Here is a 17,947-nt window from a genome sequence, read left to right as displayed (position 1 = left end):
GTGCAGCTCTGGGTGTTCTACTCAGGGCTGCCACTGAAAGTCCTTCATTTTCACTCTTCCTTTATACACGTTTACCCCTTCCAGTCTGAGTTTCTCGGTTTGAAACTGGCGGGTTTCCGTGCCTTCGGGAAAAGCGATCTGGCCGTTGCTCCGGATAACCCGGTGCCAGGGAATGCTGTGTCCGGCAGGCAGTTTACCCAGTGCCCGGCCGACAAAGCGCGCCTGGCGGCCGAGGCCCGCCATGGCGGCTATCTGGCCGTAGCTGGCCACCTTCCCCTGAGGAATGGCGGCCACTACTTGCCAGATTTTCTGCTCTTTTGTCGGTTCTTGTTCGAACTCGTCCATTCAGAGCACCGGAGGTAACCGGATCACAGGCGCAGGGCGCCGTCTACTTCGATCATGCGGCCAGACAGATAGTCATTCTCACAAATGAATGCGACCGCAGAAGCGATCTCTTCCGGTTTGCCCATGCGCTTGAGGGGGATGCCGGCTGTCATTTTCTCCAGAGCTTCGGGTTTCATGGAAGCGGTCATTTCGGTTTCGATAAAGCCTGGTGCAATGCCCATGCAGCGAATTCCGTAACGAGCGAGTTCTTTGGCCCACACCGGGACCAGGGCTGAAACACCGGCCTTGGCGGCAGAGTAGTTGCTTTGTCCCATGTTGCCGGCTCGGGAGATGGAGGCAATGTTGATGATCACGCCCTGATCGCCATTTTCAATCATCCGGGTGGCAGCCTCGCGGCCGCAGAGGAAAACGCCGGTAAGATTGACGTCGATGACGGATTGCCACTGGCTCAGCTCCATACGTTTCTCGAGCTTGCCGTCCTTGAACTTGATCATCAGGCCATCACGCAGGATGCCTGCGTTGTTGACCAGGCCGTTCAGATGACCAAAGTCGCTGATAATGGCTTTGAAGGTAGTTTCTACATCGTCTTCCCTGGCAACGTTGCAGACGTAAGCTTTGGCATCGCCGCCGGCCTGCTTGCATGCTTCTACGGTTTCGGCAAGCTTGTCTTCCATCAGGTCAATAAGGGCGAGCCTGGCGCCTTTCGCTGCCAGATACTCTGCCATGGCGCGGCCGAGGCCCTGGCCGCCACCGGTGATTGCAATAACGGAATCTTGAAGTTTCATGGTTTGCCCTAATTAAGTTCAGAGGTGTTTTACGTTCTCTGTGTGTCTGCATCGTTTTTATAGGGAGGCATTTTGCCCGTTTTCTTTTTTCTTTTCATCGTTATGCCCATTGCTGAGCTGACAGTGTTGATTCAGGTAGGCAGTATTATTGGTGTTCTGAATACTGTTGGGCTGGTGTTTCTGACTGCAGTGATTGGCGCCTGGTTGCTTCGCCAGCAGGGTTTGGCAACGCTGTTGCGGGCGAACGAACGCCTGAACAGTGGCGAACTGCCTGCCAGAGAAGTGGCTGAAGGGCTGATTCTGGCTGTGGGGGGCGCCATGTTGCTGACCCCGGGGTTTATCACCGATGCTTTCGGGTTTCTGTGTTTGTTGCCAGGCACCCGTCACTGGCTGGCGGCTCAGGCTCTGAAGAGAATGACTGTGGTGGGGCAGAGCCAGAGCCGAAGCTTCTTTTTTCGGGCCGGAGGCGGTTCCGGGCCCTTTGGGCACGGGCCATTTGGTTCGCAGCGCCCGTTTGATCGTGATGCCAACGGTGACATTATTGAGGGTGAGTATCAGGATCAGACCCAGCGAGATCAGGGCCGGATTGAAGATGCCGGGCGTGGTCAGGGCGGCCGTGAAAAAAAGTAAATTTTTTTTGATTGGGGTGTTGAAAATGCGTACCTCAACCCCATTAACTCAGCACAGATTCGCCTCAGGCTGAAAACCTCTGTCAATCAGGGGATTGGAGGCAGAGGCAATTTGTCGGGTCCGGGTTTCCGGCCAGACATTTTTAACAAGCAATTGTCATTGCCACATTAATCTGACTATTGGAGAAACAGAGCAATGAAGATTCGTCCGCTACACGATCGTGTTGTCGTACGCCGTAAGGAAGAAGAAGAGAAAACTGCGGGTGGCATCGTTCTGCCAGGTAACGCCAAAGAAAAGCCGTCCCAGGGCGAAGTAATCGCTGTGGGTAATGGCCGCATTCTGGACAGTGGCGAAACCCGCGCACTGGCGGTCAAGGTGGGAGACACCGTGGTTTTCGGTCAGTACGCCGGTAACACCGTAAAGGTTGACGGTGAAGAGTTGCTCATCATGAGCGAAAACGACATCTACGGCGTGCTTGAGTGATCGCATCAGCGACAGGCACGAACGCTCATTAATCCGATGGATTCAATTTTCGGTTTAACGAACAGGAATAAATGACATGGCAGCAAAAGACGTTAAATTCGGTGATAGCGCCCGTAAGCGCATGGTCGCAGGTGTTAACATCCTGGCGGATGCAGTTAAGGTAACTCTTGGCCCTAAAGGCCGTAACGTGGTTCTGGAGAAGTCATTTGGCGCTCCGAACGTCACCAAAGACGGTGTTTCTGTCGCCAAGGAAATCGAACTGAAAGACAAGTTCGAAAACATGGGCGCGCAGATGGTGAAAGAAGTCGCTTCCCAGGCTAACGAAACCGCAGGTGACGGCACCACTACCGCAACCGTTCTGGCTCAGTCCATTGTGAATGAGGGTATCAAGGCCGTTACTGCTGGCATGAACCCGATGGACCTGAAGCGTGGTATCGACAAAGGTACCGCCGAAGCCGTCAAAGCCATCCGTGATATGGCCAAGCCGTGCGATGACAGCCGCATGATTGCGCAGGTTGGTACCATCTCCGCCAACGGTGATGAGACGATCGGTAAGATCATTGCCGACGCCATGGAGCGTGTAGGTAAAGAAGGTGTGATCACCGTTGAGGAAGGCCGTGGTCTGGAAGACGAGCTGGACGTGGTTGAAGGTATGCAGTTCGACCGTGGTTACCTGAGCCCGTACTTCATCAACAACCAGGACAACATGTCTGCCGAGCTGGAAGACCCGTACATCCTGCTGGTAGACAAGAAAATCTCCAACATTCGCGAACTGCTGCCGGTACTGGAAGCTGTTGCCAAGGCTGGCAAGCCGCTGCAGATCATCGCTGAAGACATCGAAGGCGAAGCGTTGGCGACTCTGGTCGTTAACAACATGCGTGGCATCGTGAAAGTCAATGCGGTGAAGGCACCTGGTTTCGGTGATCGTCGTAAGGAAATGCTGCAGGATATCGCTATCCTGACCGGTGGTACCGTGATTTCCGAAGAAGTCGGCCTGACTCTGGAGAACACCACTCTGGATGACCTGGGTACGGCCAAGCGTGTAAACGTGACCAAGGAAAACACCACGATCATCGGTGGCGCCGGTGCCGAAGCGGACATCAATGCCCGCGTAGAGCAGATCCGCAAGCAGATCGAGGACAGCACCTCCGATTACGATAAGGAAAAGCTGCAAGAGCGTGTAGCCAAGCTGGCTGGCGGTGTTGCCGTCATCAAAGTGGGTGCTGGCTCTGAAGTTGAAATGAAAGAGAAGAAAGCCCGCGTTGAAGATGCGCTGCATTCTACCCGTGCTGCTGTTGAAGAGGGCATTGTGCCGGGCGGTGGTGTAACCCTGATCCGTGCGATTGCGGCTCTGGACAGCGTTGATGCCATCAACGAAGAGCAGGCAGCGGGTGTTAACATCCTGCGTCGCGCCATGGAAGCGCCGCTGCGTCAGATCGTATTCAACGCAGGTGGCGAGTCTTCTGTTGTTGTTGCCAAGGTTAAGGAAGGTGAAGGTTCCTTCGGCTTCAACGCGGCAACTGAGCAGTACGGCGATATGCTGGAAATGGGTATCCTGGATCCTGCCAAGGTCACCCGTTCTTCCCTGCAGGCTGCGGCTTCTGTGGCTTCTCTGATCATCACTACCGAAGCGATGGTTGCGGATGAGCCGGAAGACGAGAAAGCCGGCGGCGGTATGCCGGACATGGGTGGTATGGGCGGAATGGGAGGCATGGGCGGCATGATGTAATGCCGGTCAGGTCCCGGCCAGGTCTCAGATTCTGAGCTCTGGCCCGATTACCCCCTGAAAAACCCCGCGCTGGTTCACACTGGTGCGGGGTTTTTCGTTTTTTTGTCATGAACTTGACCAATGGCTTTGCTAGACTCGGCTACCGGTTTTTAATTGTGCAAATCATTGATAATGACAGAATCCCGACCAACATCGTTTTTCGGCCCAGGCAAGCTGCTACTTTTACTGCTGCTTGGCGCTCTGGTTTATGGGATCACGCTGGTGGTTCTCGTTCCCGCAGGCTGGCTCTGGCAGCAAGCCTCGGCTCATGTGCCATTGCCGGAGCAGGTGAGGGTGCAGCAGGTGTCGGGCACGCTCTGGCAGGGTGCTGCCGGCGTGGTGGTGGCGGGTTTCCCCGCCAGATTGCAATGGCAGTTGGAATGGCCCTCTTTGTCAGGAGGGATGCTGCCGGTGTCGTTCTCTGTGTCTTCGTCGCAATCTCGTGTGGAAGGGGTTGCCCGTGCCGGTTTGTCAGGTAATTTAGAGCTTAGAGCCAATGGAGTGGTTACCGTTGCGGAGTTTGAGCCACTTATCCGGCGGAGTGGTGGCGCGATGATTGAAGGGGCGGTAACGGTTGATCGTCTCAATATGATGTGGTCAAACGGTCGGCTGAAGGCGGCTGACGGTTTGGGCCGCTGGGGCGGTGGAGCGGTTTCCTGGCCCATGGGCAGTCAGACGGGGCAGGCAGTGTTTCCTCCGATGGAGGCAGAGCTGGAAACGACTGAAGGCGGTGTTGCCCTGGTGGTGGCAGAACAGGGAAGTGACGGCCCGGCGGCAGAAACCAGTATTCTGTGGGATGGCATGATGGAGGTCCGGGTATACAAACGGATGGTGGATCTTGCTCAACAGCCTTGGCCGGACACTGCAAGCCCTGATGACGTTGTCTTCCGGGTTCGTCAACCGCTTCTGCCGGGGGGGCTGTAGTATGGCCCGGTTCCCGGTTCATTTGCAGGAACGCACGTCCCGTTCCGTGGCCAATATTCTTCTGATTGGCCTTGTCTTTTATGTGGCCGTTGAGCTTGCTCGGGTAACCTGGTTGTTCACCTGGGCAGATCGCCCGGTACCGCAAATTTTTGGTCAGGTGTCCGGGGGCAAGGAGTTTCATCGCAACCTGTCGGGAGCGCCCATCGCCGGCTACGAATTTTTTGGCCGACCTGAAAGTCAGGGTGGGGTGGCCGATGTGGTGCGGCGCTCCGCTCCTGAAACCGGATTGCGCCTGAAGCTGGAAGGTGTCCTTGTTGGGCAGCGCCCCGAGGACTCCGGTGCTATAGTTGCCGGAAGTAATGGAGAAACTGAATATTACCGGGTGGGTGATCAACTGCCGGGTAATGCCGAGCTGGCTGAAGTTGAAGCGGGGCGAATATTGCTTCGCAGGGGCGGCCGGTATGAATCCCTTGCCTTTGAGGAAGAGGCAGAGGTTGGCGCTCTGGTGACGGAAGAAACATCCCCGTCGTCAGAATCGCCAGACGCGTATCTGGAGAATGCCAGAGAGCGGCTGGACACTCAGGGCGTGGCTGCCCTGACACCCTATGGCCTGCAACCTGCCGAGGGTCGTGGTGGTTATGTGTACGATGGCTCCAACGCCATGCTGAATGCTGTCAATCTGCGGCCAGGTGACATCATCACCGCAGTCAATGGCCAGTCATTGGGAGACATCGAGCAGGATAAAATGCTGCTGGACAGCTGGCGTAGCCAGCCTCAGCTGGATATAGAAATTGAACGTGACGGAACCGTGATGACCGTCAGCTACGCTATCCCTCAGCAGTGGCGCTGACAAGGTACTCAAAAAAACAGGACGATATCGCCAGATGTATAACCACAGAATCAACCTTCTCCGGACAATTCTATTTGCGCTGCTATTGCCGCTGATGTCGATGGCGCAGGCGCAGGAAGAAACCTGGAGGTTGAACCTCAAGGACGCGGACATTCGGGCTTTTGTGACCCAGGTGGCTGACATCACTGGCTACAGCTTTGTTGTCGACCCCAGGGTTAAGGGTAAGGTGACGGTTTTGTCCAGTGCGCCGATGAACAAGGATGAGATCTACGACTTGTTCCTCGCAGTGTTGAATGTGCATGGGTTCACGGCCATTCCGGGTGAGGAAGTTGTTAAGATTGTTCAGCAGGTGGATGCCAAGCAGTCTGCAGAAATTCTGGACAGGTTTCCGAAAACCCCCTCTGAGCAGCTGATTACCCGGGTAATCCAGATTGATAATGCCAATGCACTGGAATTGGTGCCCATCCTTCGTCCGCTGGTTGCCAAGTACGGTCACCTTGCCGGTGTGGCTGCAGCGAATGCGCTGATTGTCAGCGATCACTCATCCAACATCGCCCGGATTGAACAGATTGTCCGGGAGCTGGACAGTCCCTCCAAGTATGAGGTGGAAGTCATCCAGCTTGAGGAAGCCTGGGTGGGGGATATGGTCACCTTGCTGCAGGAACTGGCCCCCGAAGAGCTGGGTAGAACGGGCGGCGAGAATGCGGCGCGCAAGTACAGTGTGACGGCGGACGAGCGCAGCAATCGTCTGATCCTGAGAGGCGATGAAACCTTCAGAGACAAAATGCGGGGGTTGATACGCCAGCTCGACCAGCCCTCTGCATCTGGTGGTACCACGAAGGTGATTCGTCTCCGGCACGCAGATGCCAAGACCCTGACCGAAATTCTCAAAGGGGTGATGGGCGAGGTCGTTAAGGAAGGGGGCTCTGGTTCCGGTGGTAGCAGTGGGGCCGTCGGAAAACCCAACAACAATTTCTCAGTATTTGCGGACGAAGGGCTTAATGCGCTGGTGGTGCGGGGCGATCCCTCGCTGATGCAGGAAGCTGAACAGATTGTGGCACAGCTCGACGTGCGTCGTGCTCAGGTGATGATTGAGGCGGCCATCGTAGAGATCAGTGACGAGCTGGGTGACCAGTTGGGTGTTCAGTTGGCAGCGGGCGATGAGTCGGCGGGTGCGTTTCCTGTTCTTGGCACAAACCTGACCAGTAGTCAGGGTATGGTGGGCCTTAACTCCGTGATTGGCGCCCTGGTGGGCGATACGATTCCTCAGTTGGCTGGTGGTTTGACGGTTGGTGCGGGTCAGCGGGATGAAAATGGCATCACCTGGGGCGTCCTGATTCAGGCGCTTTCCTCCTCGGCGGCGGCGAATCTGTTGTCGACCCCAAGCATCATTACTCTGGATAATCAGGAATCCGAAATTATTGTGGGCCAGAATGTGCCCTTCCGTACCGGGCAGTCGACCGTCACCGGCGATGGCACCACCAACCCGTTTACCACGATCGAACGGCGTGACGTGGGGCTGAGCCTGAAGGTTACTCCGACCATTAGCGCGGATGGGCTGGTGCGCCTTGTGGTTGAACAGACCACTGAAGATATTTCCACAACCGCCATCGACAATGCTTCCGACCTGATTACCAATAAGAGGGAGATCAAGACGACGGTATTGGCGGATGATGGCGAAACCGTTGTGCTGGGTGGTTTGATCAAAGACGATTACCAGGTAAACAAGAGCAAGGTGCCCCTTCTGGGGGACATACCTGTACTGGGCCGCCTGTTTTCCTCGGAGTCTGAGACTCGCATCAAACGTAACCTGCTGGTGTTCTTACGCCCCACCATTATGCTGGGCAAGGCGGAAGCCGTGGCTGCGACTCAGGAAAAGTTCAACCGCCTCTGGGAAGTCAATCTGGAAGTGCGTGAGAAGCTGGGCTTGCCGCAGGAGCAGACAGAAGCAACGGTCGAGATGCTGTTTGAGGGGCGCAGACAGTAATAGATACGGGCAGGCAGTCGCTACATCACTGCCTGCCCGATACCGGTTCAGAGTGGTGGCATCGGGCAGTCAAGCTGATCGGCTACCAGCCTCATCAGTTCGTATTCCCGGACCTCAACCTTTCCGTCGTGGCTGATACAATGCCCGCACGCATCAATGATGGCGGGTTTAAGTAGCGGTGACAGCTGGTTCAGTGTCATCAAGGCTTCTTTCAGGTTCTGCATCGTGATCTTAGACTGCAGAATCTCAGTGTTTCCTTTCCCGAACCCGGACATTGCCTCCCGGAAGAGCTTTTCTGCTTCGTCCTGAGCGTCGGTACCCGCCCGGGCGAACAGGCTCAGAACCTGTTGAATGGCCGGCATGACCTGCCTGAAACTCCGGTATCTGATGGGCACGGCCTGTCCGGCACTCTGAGCAAGATGGCGCCAGAGAAAGGTTGTCAGAGCCAGCTCAAACAACGTTACCCGGTTGTCGGCCTGAACAAGCTTCCGCACGTTTTCCTGCAGGGTCGCGCGTTCATCCGGGTCCAGCTTCCGCAAGGCTGGCATCGCGAGTTCCAGCACCGGAAAGCTGGCGCGTTCCCCGGCTGATTGCAGCGCAGGGAGCAATTTCGTGAGTAAATCCTGCTGAACGCCCAGAACCGGGTGTGCCGGAATCAGGCCGAGCCGTTTCGTCTGCTGTTCGGTGGGCAGCTCGTAGATAACCAGGCTGTAGCACAGCTGAACCGCACCTGCCCGGGTGTAGAGCAGGTTACGAAATGTGGATGGCAGGTTCTCAAGTAAAGCGCAGGCAAAACGCTCACTGTCTGCTGAGACGGTCCCGACACGGCTGGAAAGGGGAGTGGCTGTTGGCGCAGGGTCGGAGGAATGGGATGTCGCCAAGGGTGATAGACGGTGCTTTCCCGGGGGCTGTGCCTGCTCCGCTACCTGGCTGACCAGGTCGGCGATACGGGTCTTGCCAGGAGTGGAAGGTTTCCCCTGTAACCGGCTTCCGGGTTGGGTGTCTCTGAGCCGGCTGCGCAAGCGGGCCATGAGTCCTGGCTGGATCGCATTAATGCGAGCCTCGATGGGAGGGTGGGAGGCCAGCAGCGAGGTGAACTTCATGCGAGCGGATTCACCAAAGCACATGTGATTCATGTCACTGGCATGGCTGGTGGTGTCTAGGTATCCCCCTTTCATGCCGATCTTGAACAGGGCTGCACCAATGCCTTCCGGGTTGCGGGTGAATTGCACGGATGAGGCGTCTGCGAGCATTTCTCGTTGGCGGGAAACGGCGGATTGAATCAGGCGACCAAAGAAGACTCCAACGTAGCCTATGATCAGCAATGCCAACCCGATCAGGGCCATGGCTGCCTGGGCTCTGCCATCCCGGTCCCGGCTGTTGCTCCTGCTGCTGTAGATACCAGCCCGGAGCAGGAAATGGCCAATCTGGCCGATCATTAGGATGCCGGCGAGGAGTGCGATCAGGCGCACGTTGATGCGCATATCTCCGTTCAGAATGTGGCTGAATTCGTGCCCTACCACACCCTGGAGTTCGTCGCGGTTCAACCGGGTCAGGGCGCCGTGGGTAACAACCATGACGGCTTCGCCAGGTGAATAGCCGGCCACGAAGGCATTGATCCCGGTTTCGTTGTTCATCACATAGAGGTCTGGCACCGGAACGCCGCTGGCGATCGACATTTCCTCAACAATGTTGCGGAGTTTCCGTTCATCGGGGTCCCTCGTGTCGGGGTCGATGGAGCGTGCGCCAACCATCTTCGCCACCCGGGTACCTCCACCGGCAAGATCAACCCAGCGCACGAGAGAACCAAGGGTAATCAGTGCGATAACCGCGCCCGCGGTGGTTAGTCCGTGGCTGGACAGCAACCAGTAATGGAAGGGCAAGGCCGAGGTCTCGCTCCGTGTCACCAGATAGCCGACCAGGCAAACGGCCAGGGTGATCAGGCTAACGGCGGTCAGGAAGAGTAGGATCAACAGGCCGGTGTTGCGCCGGGCATTTGCCTGGCGCTGGAAAAAGCCGGAGCTCGCCATGGATCAGGCCTCAGAAGCTGACTTTGGGAGCCTGGCGGGCCTCTGGAGATTCCAGTTGCAACTGGGCAGTTTCCTTGAAGGCAAACAGGCCAGCGATAAGGTTGTTCGGGAATTTCTCACGGAAGATATTGTAGTTCATCACACCATCGTTATAGGCCTGGCGTGCGAAGGCTACCCGGTTTTCCGTGCTGGACAGCTCTTCCATCAATTGCTGGATAGTTTCGTTGGCTTTGAGCTCCGGGTAGTTCTCCGCAACAGCATAGAAGTTGGCCAGAGCTTTAGTGAGCAGGTTTTCGGCGCTGCCGAGGCGCTGGATTTTTGTGCTGTCGCCGGGATCCCGGGCGGCGTCTTTCTGGGCGCTGACTGCGTTGTTGCGAGCTTCCATGACCTGGGTCAGAGTTGATTTTTCGTGATCCAGGTAGGCCTTGGCTGATTCCACGAGGTTGGGGATCAGGTCGTGACGGCGTTGAAGCTGTACGTCAATCTGCGCAAAACCATTTTTGAACTGGTTGCGCAGTGAGACAAGCTGGTTATAGATAAATACCAGATAGAGGATGACAACCGCGATAACAGCGAGACCGATAACCGTCGTTCCCATGACTACTCCTAAGGGCTAAAGTTTCAGGCGTTATTTTCCACGATTCGCTCGTGGAAAGTCTGTACGAAATTCTCAAAATCCCGGGGTGGCAGTGGTCGGGAGAAATAATACCCTTGAGCCAGGGCGCAACCCCGCTGGCTGAGATAGTATTCCTGTTCTGCTGTTTCCACTCCCTCAGCAACCACGGTCAGATTCAGGCTCTTGCCAAGGTCAATGATGGTGTTGGCGATCCGGGTGTCTTCTTCGTTGACGAGCAGATCGTGTATAAACTGCTTATCGATCTTCAGGTGTTGGACCGGCATCTGTTTCAGGTATGTCAGAGAAGAATAGCCAGTGCCAAAGTCATCGACTGCAATGCTGATGCCTGCCCGGTGCAGGGTGTGCAGTTTTGCCACCGCATCGGCCAGGTTTGTCATGAAGCTGGTTTCGGTGACTTCAAGCTCCAGGCGGCCGGCTGGAATCCGGTGCCGTTTCAGCGTGTTGAGAATATCATCTACGATGGATTCCTGGCGTAACTGAACCGCAGACAGGTTCACGGCGATCCTCAGGTGCAGGCCGTCACTGGCCCAGCGAGCGGCTTGCCAGCAGGCCTGGTCCAGAACCCACTGGCCAATTCCGACGATGGAGCCGTTGGCTTCGGCGACCGGGATGAAGTCATCTGGAGGAATCATGCCGCGTTCCGGGTGCTCCCAGCGCAATAGCGCCTCAGCTCCGATCACGCGCTGAGTCTCCAGATTGATCTGAGGCTGGTACACGAGATGGAACTCATGATTGGCGAGCGCCTGGGCCAGATCTTTCTCCATTTGTTTTCGTTCCCGTATAGCCTGATCGATGCTGGCAACGTAGAACTGAAAATGATTGTGGCCAGACTGCTTGGCCAGGGCCATTGTCTGCTCAGCACTCTGGAGCAGCCGGTCAGCCTGATCTGCGTCCGATGGGAAGAGGGCGATGCCGAGGGTGGCGGTCATTGAAATTCGGTGATTGCCGGCGTTGATGGGAGAGCCAACGGTTGCCAGCACTTTCTCTGCGGTTTCTGCTGCCTGGAAACCGTCCCGGAGGTATTTTTCCACGATTACGAACTGATCGCTCCCCAGCCTTGCAACACTGAAACGCTCCGATGAGAGATTGGCGTTCAGCCGGCTGGCCACTGTTTGCAGAATAGTGTCCCCAGTCCGGAAGCCGCACTGCTCATTGACCGATTTGAAATCGTCAATGCCGCACACCGTCAGTGCGAGAGCGCCGTGTTTTTTCCGCGCCTGTTCGATGGCGCCCTGCAGCTCTTCGATGAAAGCGTCCCGGCTGGGCAGGCCTGTCAGGGTGTCGTAGCGGGCGAGTTGTGTGACCCGGTCTTCGGCTTCCCGGTGCTTCTTCTGGGTATCACCAATGGCAATGAGGAGGTTGTTGGTGGCATTGACCCAGAGACCCAGCTCATCTGCCCGATGGCCTTCCGGGATTGAGACCAGGCGATCGTCAGGGTGGGCCGGGTCCACTTTTTTGACAGAGTGCACAATGCGCAACAGCGGGCGGGTGAGTAGCAGGTGGAACACCACGAACAGGACGATGCCGAGAATCAATGCCAGCGCGATGCCGGAGCCAAAGGTTACCAGCGCCCGGTTGAGCCAGGTTCTGGCGAAAGGGGCTGTGTCGTAGTGAACGTCAAGGTAGCCGTAGAGCAGATCGGGGTTGGCGTTGCGGGTCAGCCGTTCGCGGTACTCACGCACCTGACCAAAAAATGGGTCTGTGATGGGGCGAAACACATCATCCTGCAGTGGACGCATTCTGCTGCCCAGTTCGTCTCCATCCGGGTGGGTAATTCTGGCCATCTGGATGGGCTCCAGAGCAAACAGGCCGTCGACCACCTGTTGTGCGAGGGTATCATCGATGCTGAAAACAGCCTGAGTAGCGGAGTCCTTGACCATGGCGACAGTTTGAGCGGCCACACGCTCCAATTCCGCTGAGACTCGTCTGGCATCCAGTACCACCTGAACGCTGCTTACCAGAACGCCGCTCAGCAAGGCGACGACCAGCACCCATCGGAGAATCCGGTACCCCAGGTGATTTTCTACTTCAAAGGCGTTCTGCATCCGCTGTTTTTGGCTCATCTGTCGTATTGGTTCTGTCGGACCTCGCGGCGGGAAGGATTACACACCGCATGACAGTATGGTTCAGATCCCTTTTTACTTCATGGAGTATGGCTGATTTTCACAGAGAATTTCGCGGGGGCGTGTATCGATTTGTTTCCGCTTCTTGGTGTTCAGATACAGAAACGCCCGCAGGGAATCCCATGCGGGCGTTCGCGTAGCGTTAATGGTGTTTACCAAGACCACTAACGCACGGGATCAGGCCAGGTTTTCGTTGACGAAGTCCCAGTTGATCAGGTTCCAGAATGCTTCCAGGTAGTTCGGGCGGCTGTTCCGGTAGTCGATGTAGTATGCGTGTTCCCATACGTCGACGGTCAGTACCGGCTTATCGGCACCTGTCAGCGGTGTTTCAGCATTGCTGGTGTTGGCGATTGCAACGCTGCCGTCGTCTTTCTTAACCAGCCAGGTCCAGCCAGAACCGAAGTTGTTGGCGGCCTTGTCGTTGAATTCCTTCTTGAAGTTTTCGAAAGAGCCAAAGGCTTTTTCGATCGCTTCTTTGGCCGCGCCGGTCGGCTCGCCGCCACCGTTCGGGCTCAGGCAGTGCCAGTAGAACGTGTGGTTCCACACCTGGGCTGCGTTGTTGAACAGAGGGCCGCTGGCGCTCTTGATGATGTCTTCCAGAGACTTGTTGGCATTCTCGGTGCCCTCAACCAGGCCGTTCAGCTTGGTGACGTAAGTCTGGTGATGCTTACCGTAATGGTACTCCAGGGTTTCCTGAGAGATATGCGGTTCCAGTGCGTTTTTTTCGTAAGGCAGTGCGGGAAGTTCAAATGCCATGAGGTCGTTCTCCCTGGTTCTCTCTGTTTATGTGAGTTGACACTCTCGCAATATAAGGGCGGATTGAGTTAAATCAACCCCTTGTTGCGAGAGAGCTCTTAAACTCGGGGCTGCCGGGCAGGAATTGAGCACAGTTCCTGACACGCCAGATCAGTTCTTCATAGCTGTCAGCCAGAACGTTGATGTGTCCCAGTTTGCGTCCCGGGCGTTCGCCTTTGTCGTAAAGGTGAAGATGAGCGTAGGGCAGTTCCAGAATCCGTTCAATGTCACCGTGTTCACCGATGATGTTGATCATGCAGCTTATACCGCGGGCTGCCACATTACCCAGGGCGTGGCCGCTGACGGCACGGATGTGGTTCTCGAACTGGCTGGTCATGGCGCCTTCGATGGTCCAGTGCCCGGAGTTGTGCACTCTGGGGGCCATTTCGTTTGCCATCAGGCCATTTTCGGTTTCGAACAGTTCCAGGGTAAGCACGCCTACGTAGTTCAGTTCATTCAGCAGTGCCTTGATGTATTTCTCGGCGTCTTTCTGAATGGCTGGCTGAAGCCCCGGGGCCGGCGCGATGGAGTAGCGCAGGATGCCCTCGTGGTGGGTGTTTTCGGCCATGGGGTAGAAGGCCACGTCACCGTCTTCGCTCCGAACTGCGATGATGGAGACTTCTCGCTGGAAATGAATAAACTTTTCTACGATAACCTTGGGGTGCCCGATGGCGGCCCAGGCTGCTTCGGCCTGGCTGGGATCTTTCAGAACAGCCTGGCCTTTGCCATCGTAGCCTTCGGTGACGGACTTTGCGACGACGGGGCACCCAAGGGCTTCTGCGGCGGCCCTGAGTGACTCGGCGCTGTCAGCCATTTTCCATTCAGGTGTGGGGATGCCAAGCTGACCAAACAGAGTCTTCTCGGCTTCCCGGTTCTGGCAAACCTGAAGTGCCCTGGGGCAGGGGTGTACGATTTTCTGCCGGGCCAGTTTTTCAGCCACGTCGACAGGCAGGTGCTCGAATTCGTAGGTCACCCGGTCCACCCGGGACAGGAAATCGTCGAGGTATTTACCTTCGCGGTCTACGATAACCTCACCCAGTCCCACACTTGGGCTACCAGACATGTCGTAGAAAACGAATTCCTTGGCGAGCGGGTATCCGGCAAGCGCCAGCATGCGTCCTAGTTGGCCGGCTCCGAGTACACCAATTCTCATTCGGGTTCTCCTGCTATCTAACTGCTCGCCTGTCGTTGGCGTGGGGTTATTGATCCCTGGGGTCAGGGTTATCCAGAATGGTCTGGGTCTGGTTTTGCCTGAACGCGTCCACAGCCTGGCGAATCTGATCGTCGAAGGTGCCGACAATCTGTGCCGCCAAAAGGCCCGCATTAGTTGCGCCCGCCTTGCCGATGGCAAGAGTGCCTACGGCGATGCCACCAGGCATCTGGACAATGGATAACAGGGAATCAAGCCCGTTCAGTGCCTTTGATTGTACGGGGACGCCCAGTACCGGCAAAGAAGTTTGTGACGCTACCATGCCTGGGAGGTGCGCAGCACCACCTGCGCCGCCAATAATCACCTTTAGTCCACGGTCGGCGGCGGTCTTTGCGTAATCAAACAGCAGATCCGGGGTTCGGTGGGCTGAGACAACACGCGTTTCATACGGTACACCGAGCTTGTCGAGCATGTCGGCTGCGTGTTCCATGGTGGGCCAGTCCGATTTGGAGCCCATGATGAGTCCAACAAGCGGCTGCATAAGCAACAGTCCTGTGATAATTGGAAAGCCGGCCATTGTATGTTCTGGCCAGTTGCCGTGCAACACAACAGGCCTCGGCTGCACGACCGGCTCTGCATTCTTTATAAGCCTTCATTTTAACCGGTCGATAACTGCAGGTATTATTCCTGTTTGATCCGATTCAACCACGCATTCTCAGGAGCTTTAATGGAACCCATTCGTCCGGACAATGATGAGCTGAGAGCTGAGGGCCCGATTGGTGGTGCCGAGGCGAAGCCGGCCAGGGCTCGCAAGGACCAGGCGCGGGAGTATCCGGCGTCAAAGCAGGCTGGCACAACTTCCGGAGGAGGCGCGGGCTCTCGCAAGGGTGGGAGACTGATGGGCTGGCTTGTCGCTATTGCGTTTGCCGGGGCCGCCGGTGCGGGGTGGTATGCCCAGGGGCAGAGGATCTCCGCGCTTGAGGGGCAATTGGAAGAGGCGGATTACTGGGCCCGGCAAAGTAAGCTGGCACTGGCGCGTTTTGAGGGGGAGCTTTCTGAAACGGGCGAATCTCTGCAGGAGAGGGGAGCCTCACTTGAAGAAATGATTGCCGCCAATGCCGATCAGATGAAAACTGCTAACAGCGAAATCCGTAAACTCTGGGTCGTCGCCAACGAGCGGAACCGTAAGCAGCTTGAGGAACAGGGCCAGAAGCTTTCGGCTCTGGATCAGCGGCTGGCTGAGGCTGGAAAATCGGTTTCAGAACTGGGCGTGACAATAGAAAAAGTGAGAGCGGGTGTTTCGGGTGACGTGGCGCAACTGACGCAGAAGCTGGACAGTTCTGTCGCAGCCCTGGAGCAAGCCAGCCAAGAGGCTGATGCTCAGTTAACCCGGCTTAGTCAGCAGATTGGTAGTGTCGATCAGGTTGTGGAGAGTCGCATTCGCCGCTTCGAGCAGGAGCAGAAGCTTGGAATTGACGGGATCGAAAGTCGGCTGTCGGCCATAGAATCCCGGGCTGAGGGCTTGGCGGGGGCAAAGGACATGCAGGCCATGCGCAACCGGGTGGCCGAGTTGGCCCGAACCGTTGAGGCAATTGATGCCTCCCGGGCTCAGCTCACTTCCCGGCTGGTTCGACTGTCCGATGAGGTTAACGAGTTAAGGGCTTCTGTGGGTAAGCCATGAGAGTCCGGGGGAATGTAACGGTTTGTAGTCATCCCTTGCGGTAGCTCTCATTTCTTCCGGGAGGCAGTTGTTATGATCGCCCTTACTCGTTAGGGGCGAAGAGTGCATAACAATGAGAATCCTGGAATCTTTCCTGAAAAATACCGTCGTTCTGTTGTCCTTTCTGGCGTTGTCCGGGTGTACTGTCTATCAGTCTATCGGGAAGAGTGTGGGCGCGTTCCTGCATCCGGTGTCGGGTCATGACTTTGTCCACATTGATACGGGACAGTGGGATCAGAGCAATGCGTTGCTGTACTTCTACCGTACCCACTCACAGTGGGCGGCGGATGAGATTGAGTCGCCAAGTGTTTACATCGACGACAAACATTACTTCAACTTCCGCAATAACAGCTTTACCTGGCTGGAGGTAAGTCCCGGTGAGCGGCATATAGCCATGCGTCGCCCGCTGTTGGGATTGGAAGGGTTGAATTCCTTCAGCCTCAGCCTGATTGCCGACGCTACCCTGAAGGTAGAGCCCGGAAAAATTTATTACCTGCGTTATAACGAAGTGGCGGAGCCGTCACGCCCGCACCCGGATCTGGACCCCGAACATCCGCTGGCCTCGGGAGAGCTTCAGCTGGTGACTCGTGAATATGCCATGCAGTCGGGGGAAATTGTCTCCACCCTCTTCCTGAACAGTGACCTGCTGGCGCCGAATCATGCGGCAACGTCGATTGTTGAAGTGAATGAAGACACCGATTATGAGAAGCGAAGGCTGGCGCTGGAGCAGGAGCGGGAACTTGAAATCGAGCGGCTTCAGCAAGAGGGACAGTATGAGGAATCATCCTGGTTCTGGCCGTTTGGCGGAGGCCCTACGGTGCCTCTGGAGGCTGATCGAAAACTTGATGCGCTTGAGCTTGAGTACGCACAGCTTGAGCGGGAAAGAGAGCGTCGCGAAGAGACCAGGTCAGGAGGCTGGTGGATTTTCTGACGGTGCTCTCTACCCGTTGCGTGATGTACTACACTGAGTGTGGTTCAGTGGCTGAGATAAAAACAATGACCTTGAAGAAGCAATTTCTGCTGCGGATTGAAGCGTGGGCGGGGCAGTTGGGGCCCGTGCTGGAAGAAACCTGGCGCGATGCCCGGCAGCGTCTGGATGAGCTCAACCGTTCACTGGCCAGTCACGCTGTGCCGGGGGAGCGTCGAAAGCAGGTCAGCGAGTTGGCGTTGCGCAGCAAGGGGCAGCAAGCTGGCCAGACGTCTGCGGATATCCGCCCGCTCCCTGAGTATGAGAAAGCCAGACAACGCTCTGATTTTGATCAGTAAATGCCCACGTTTGAAGGTTTCTTAAAAAAGTTGGATTAATTTCTGAAAAACATTTGACACAGTGAGCGAAATGCTTAAAATGCGCGTCTCACTTGGTTGAGACAGCAACGCTGAGTCAACAAGCGCAACGCGCAGCAAGTGACTGCTTGGGGCCTGAAAAAGAGTAAGGCGCGAAGTGGGTGGTTAGCTCAGCTGGGAGAGCATCGCCCTTACAAGGCGAGGGTCGCAGGTTCGATCCCTGCACCACCCACCAATTTCAAGCAGAGTTTAGGTTCAGTATGTCTGAGCCGATGTGGAGCGGTAGTTCAGTTGGTTAGAATACCGGCCTGTCACGCCGGGGGTCGCGGGTTCGAGTCCCGTCCGCTCCGCCACTATTCTGGGTGGTTAGCTCAGCTGGGAGAGCATCGCCCTTACAAGGCGAGGGTCGCAGGTTCGATCCCTGCACCACCCACCA

Annotated in this window: 17 protein-coding genes and 3 tRNA genes; 12 read left to right on the top strand and 8 right to left on the bottom strand. The window is 56.3% G+C overall.

What is annotated here, in order from left to right:
- Positions 1 to 21: 21 nt before the first annotated feature.
- Entirely contained in the window at positions 22 to 345 is a 324-nt protein-coding gene (locus K325_RS0109750) for an MGMT family protein (protein ID WP_029654077.1), read from the bottom strand.
- Positions 346 to 368: 23 nt separating this feature from the next.
- Entirely contained in the window at positions 369 to 1,130 is a 762-nt protein-coding gene (locus tag K325_RS0109745) for an SDR family oxidoreductase (protein WP_029654076.1), read from the bottom strand.
- Positions 1,131 to 1,202: 72 nt separating this feature from the next.
- Between K325_RS0109745 and K325_RS0109740 the strand changes: the two genes are divergently transcribed.
- The 6 genes from K325_RS0109740 to gspD all read left to right on the top strand — a co-directional run bounded on the left by K325_RS0109740 (position 1,203) and on the right by gspD (position 7,772).
- Positions 1,203 to 1,760 carry an FxsA family protein gene (locus K325_RS0109740; protein WP_029654075.1) on the top strand — a complete coding sequence of 186 codons (558 nt, stop codon included), beginning with the start codon at positions 1,203 to 1,205 and terminating at the stop codon, positions 1,758 to 1,760.
- Between the two features lie 195 nt (positions 1,761 to 1,955).
- Positions 1,956 to 2,243, top strand: a complete 288-nt coding sequence (groES, locus tag K325_RS0109735) for a co-chaperone GroES (RefSeq protein ID WP_029654074.1) — start codon at positions 1,956 to 1,958, stop codon at positions 2,241 to 2,243.
- A 76-nt stretch (positions 2,244 to 2,319) separates the two neighbouring features.
- Positions 2,320 to 3,972: a chaperonin GroEL gene (gene groL, locus K325_RS0109730; RefSeq protein WP_029654073.1), complete on the top strand. Its 1,653-nt coding sequence runs from the start codon at positions 2,320 to 2,322 to the stop codon at positions 3,970 to 3,972.
- A 171-nt stretch (positions 3,973 to 4,143) separates the two neighbouring features.
- The gene (gene gspN, locus K325_RS0109725; RefSeq protein WP_029654072.1) at positions 4,144 to 4,935 is read left to right on the top strand and encodes a type II secretion system protein N; all 792 of its coding nucleotides are present in this window, start codon (positions 4,144 to 4,146) and stop codon (positions 4,933 to 4,935) included.
- A gap of 1 nt (position 4,936) precedes the next feature.
- Positions 4,937 to 5,785, top strand: coding sequence for a type II secretion system protein N (locus K325_RS0109720; RefSeq protein WP_029654071.1), 849 nt, complete (start codon positions 4,937 to 4,939; stop codon positions 5,783 to 5,785).
- Positions 5,786 to 5,819: 34 nt separating this feature from the next.
- A complete protein-coding gene (gene gspD, locus K325_RS0109715; RefSeq protein WP_029654070.1) occupies positions 5,820 to 7,772 on the top strand; it encodes a type II secretion system secretin GspD in 1,953 nt (650 codons plus the stop codon).
- A 47-nt stretch (positions 7,773 to 7,819) separates the two neighbouring features.
- Here the strand turns inward: gspD and K325_RS0109710 are convergent, their stop codons facing one another.
- The 6 genes from K325_RS0109710 to purE form a co-directional block, all read right to left on the bottom strand.
- On the bottom strand, positions 7,820 to 9,802 hold the full coding sequence (locus K325_RS0109710) for a M48 family metallopeptidase (RefSeq protein WP_029654069.1): 1,983 nt from the start codon (positions 9,800 to 9,802) through the stop codon (positions 7,820 to 7,822).
- 10 nt (positions 9,803 to 9,812) lie between these two features.
- Entirely contained in the window at positions 9,813 to 10,400 is a 588-nt protein-coding gene (locus tag K325_RS0109705) for a LemA family protein (protein WP_029654068.1), read from the bottom strand.
- 23 nt (positions 10,401 to 10,423) lie between these two features.
- The gene (locus tag K325_RS0109700) at positions 10,424 to 12,502 is read right to left on the bottom strand and encodes a putative bifunctional diguanylate cyclase/phosphodiesterase (protein WP_211218145.1); all 2,079 of its coding nucleotides are present in this window, start codon (positions 12,500 to 12,502) and stop codon (positions 10,424 to 10,426) included.
- Positions 12,503 to 12,739: 237 nt separating this feature from the next.
- Positions 12,740 to 13,318: a superoxide dismutase [Fe] gene (gene sodB, locus K325_RS0109695; RefSeq protein WP_029654066.1), complete on the bottom strand. Its 579-nt coding sequence runs from the start codon at positions 13,316 to 13,318 to the stop codon at positions 12,740 to 12,742.
- A gap of 73 nt (positions 13,319 to 13,391) precedes the next feature.
- The gene (locus tag K325_RS0109690; RefSeq protein ID WP_029654065.1) at positions 13,392 to 14,510 is read right to left on the bottom strand and encodes a 5-(carboxyamino)imidazole ribonucleotide synthase; all 1,119 of its coding nucleotides are present in this window, start codon (positions 14,508 to 14,510) and stop codon (positions 13,392 to 13,394) included.
- Between the two features lie 46 nt (positions 14,511 to 14,556).
- Positions 14,557 to 15,048 carry a 5-(carboxyamino)imidazole ribonucleotide mutase gene (purE, locus tag K325_RS0109685; RefSeq protein ID WP_029654064.1) on the bottom strand — a complete coding sequence of 164 codons (492 nt, stop codon included), beginning with the start codon at positions 15,046 to 15,048 and terminating at the stop codon, positions 14,557 to 14,559.
- Positions 15,049 to 15,234: 186 nt separating this feature from the next.
- On the opposite strand from purE, the gene K325_RS0109680 reads away from it, so the two are divergent.
- The 6 genes from K325_RS0109680 (at position 15,235) to K325_RS0109655 (ending at position 17,947) form a co-directional block, all read left to right on the top strand.
- Positions 15,235 to 16,188, top strand: a complete 954-nt coding sequence (locus K325_RS0109680; RefSeq protein ID WP_029654063.1) for a hypothetical protein — start codon at positions 15,235 to 15,237, stop codon at positions 16,186 to 16,188.
- Positions 16,189 to 16,300: 112 nt separating this feature from the next.
- Positions 16,301 to 17,158, top strand: a complete 858-nt coding sequence (locus tag K325_RS0109675; protein ID WP_029654062.1) for a DUF2846 domain-containing protein — start codon at positions 16,301 to 16,303, stop codon at positions 17,156 to 17,158.
- Positions 17,146 to 17,493, top strand: coding sequence for a hypothetical protein (locus tag K325_RS0109670; RefSeq protein WP_228128425.1), 348 nt, complete (start codon positions 17,146 to 17,148; stop codon positions 17,491 to 17,493). The genes K325_RS0109675 and K325_RS0109670 overlap by 13 nt, the downstream gene beginning before the upstream one ends.
- Positions 17,494 to 17,670: 177 nt before the next feature.
- Positions 17,671 to 17,746, top strand: a tRNA-Val gene (locus tag K325_RS0109665).
- Positions 17,747 to 17,787: 41 nt separating this feature from the next.
- Positions 17,788 to 17,864, top strand: a tRNA-Asp gene (locus K325_RS0109660).
- A gap of 7 nt (positions 17,865 to 17,871) precedes the next feature.
- Positions 17,872 to 17,947, top strand: a tRNA-Val gene (locus tag K325_RS0109655).

This window comes from Marinobacter daepoensis DSM 16072 (assembly GCF_000421165.1).
Taxonomy (GTDB): Bacteria; Pseudomonadota; Gammaproteobacteria; order Pseudomonadales; family Oleiphilaceae; genus Marinobacter; species Marinobacter daepoensis.
Note: the sequence above shows the minus strand (reverse complement) of the source record. Positions and strands in the feature narration are given on the sequence as shown.

Excerpts from the sequence above, each read along its gene's own strand:
- gspN (WP_029654072.1), top strand. The coding sequence starts at position 4,144 with ATGACAGAATCCCGACCAACATCGTTTTTCGGCCCAGGCAAGCTGCTA.
- K325_RS0109700 (WP_211218145.1), bottom strand. The coding sequence starts at position 12,502 with ATGAGCCAAAAACAGCGGATGCAGAACGCCTTTGAAGTAGAAAATCAC.
- gspD (WP_029654070.1), top strand. The coding sequence starts at position 5,820 with ATGTATAACCACAGAATCAACCTTCTCCGGACAATTCTATTTGCGCTG.
- groL (WP_029654073.1), top strand. The coding sequence starts at position 2,320 with ATGGCAGCAAAAGACGTTAAATTCGGTGATAGCGCCCGTAAGCGCATG.
- K325_RS0109750 (WP_029654077.1), bottom strand. The coding sequence starts at position 345 with ATGGACGAGTTCGAACAAGAACCGACAAAAGAGCAGAAAATCTGGCAA.
- K325_RS0109675 (WP_029654062.1), top strand. The coding sequence starts at position 16,301 with ATGAGAATCCTGGAATCTTTCCTGAAAAATACCGTCGTTCTGTTGTCC.
- K325_RS0109705 (WP_029654068.1), bottom strand. The coding sequence starts at position 10,400 with ATGGGAACGACGGTTATCGGTCTCGCTGTTATCGCGGTTGTCATCCTC.
- sodB (WP_029654066.1), bottom strand. The coding sequence starts at position 13,318 with ATGGCATTTGAACTTCCCGCACTGCCTTACGAAAAAAACGCACTGGAA.
- purE (WP_029654064.1), bottom strand. The coding sequence starts at position 15,048 with ATGCAGCCGCTTGTTGGACTCATCATGGGCTCCAAATCGGACTGGCCC.
- K325_RS0109745 (WP_029654076.1), bottom strand. The coding sequence starts at position 1,130 with ATGAAACTTCAAGATTCCGTTATTGCAATCACCGGTGGCGGCCAGGGC.
- groES (WP_029654074.1), top strand. The coding sequence starts at position 1,956 with ATGAAGATTCGTCCGCTACACGATCGTGTTGTCGTACGCCGTAAGGAA.
- K325_RS0109690 (WP_029654065.1), bottom strand. The coding sequence starts at position 14,510 with ATGAGAATTGGTGTACTCGGAGCCGGCCAACTAGGACGCATGCTGGCG.
- K325_RS0109710 (WP_029654069.1), bottom strand. The coding sequence starts at position 9,802 with ATGGCGAGCTCCGGCTTTTTCCAGCGCCAGGCAAATGCCCGGCGCAAC.
- K325_RS0109680 (WP_029654063.1), top strand. The coding sequence starts at position 15,235 with ATGGAACCCATTCGTCCGGACAATGATGAGCTGAGAGCTGAGGGCCCG.
- K325_RS0109720 (WP_029654071.1), top strand. The coding sequence starts at position 4,937 with ATGGCCCGGTTCCCGGTTCATTTGCAGGAACGCACGTCCCGTTCCGTG.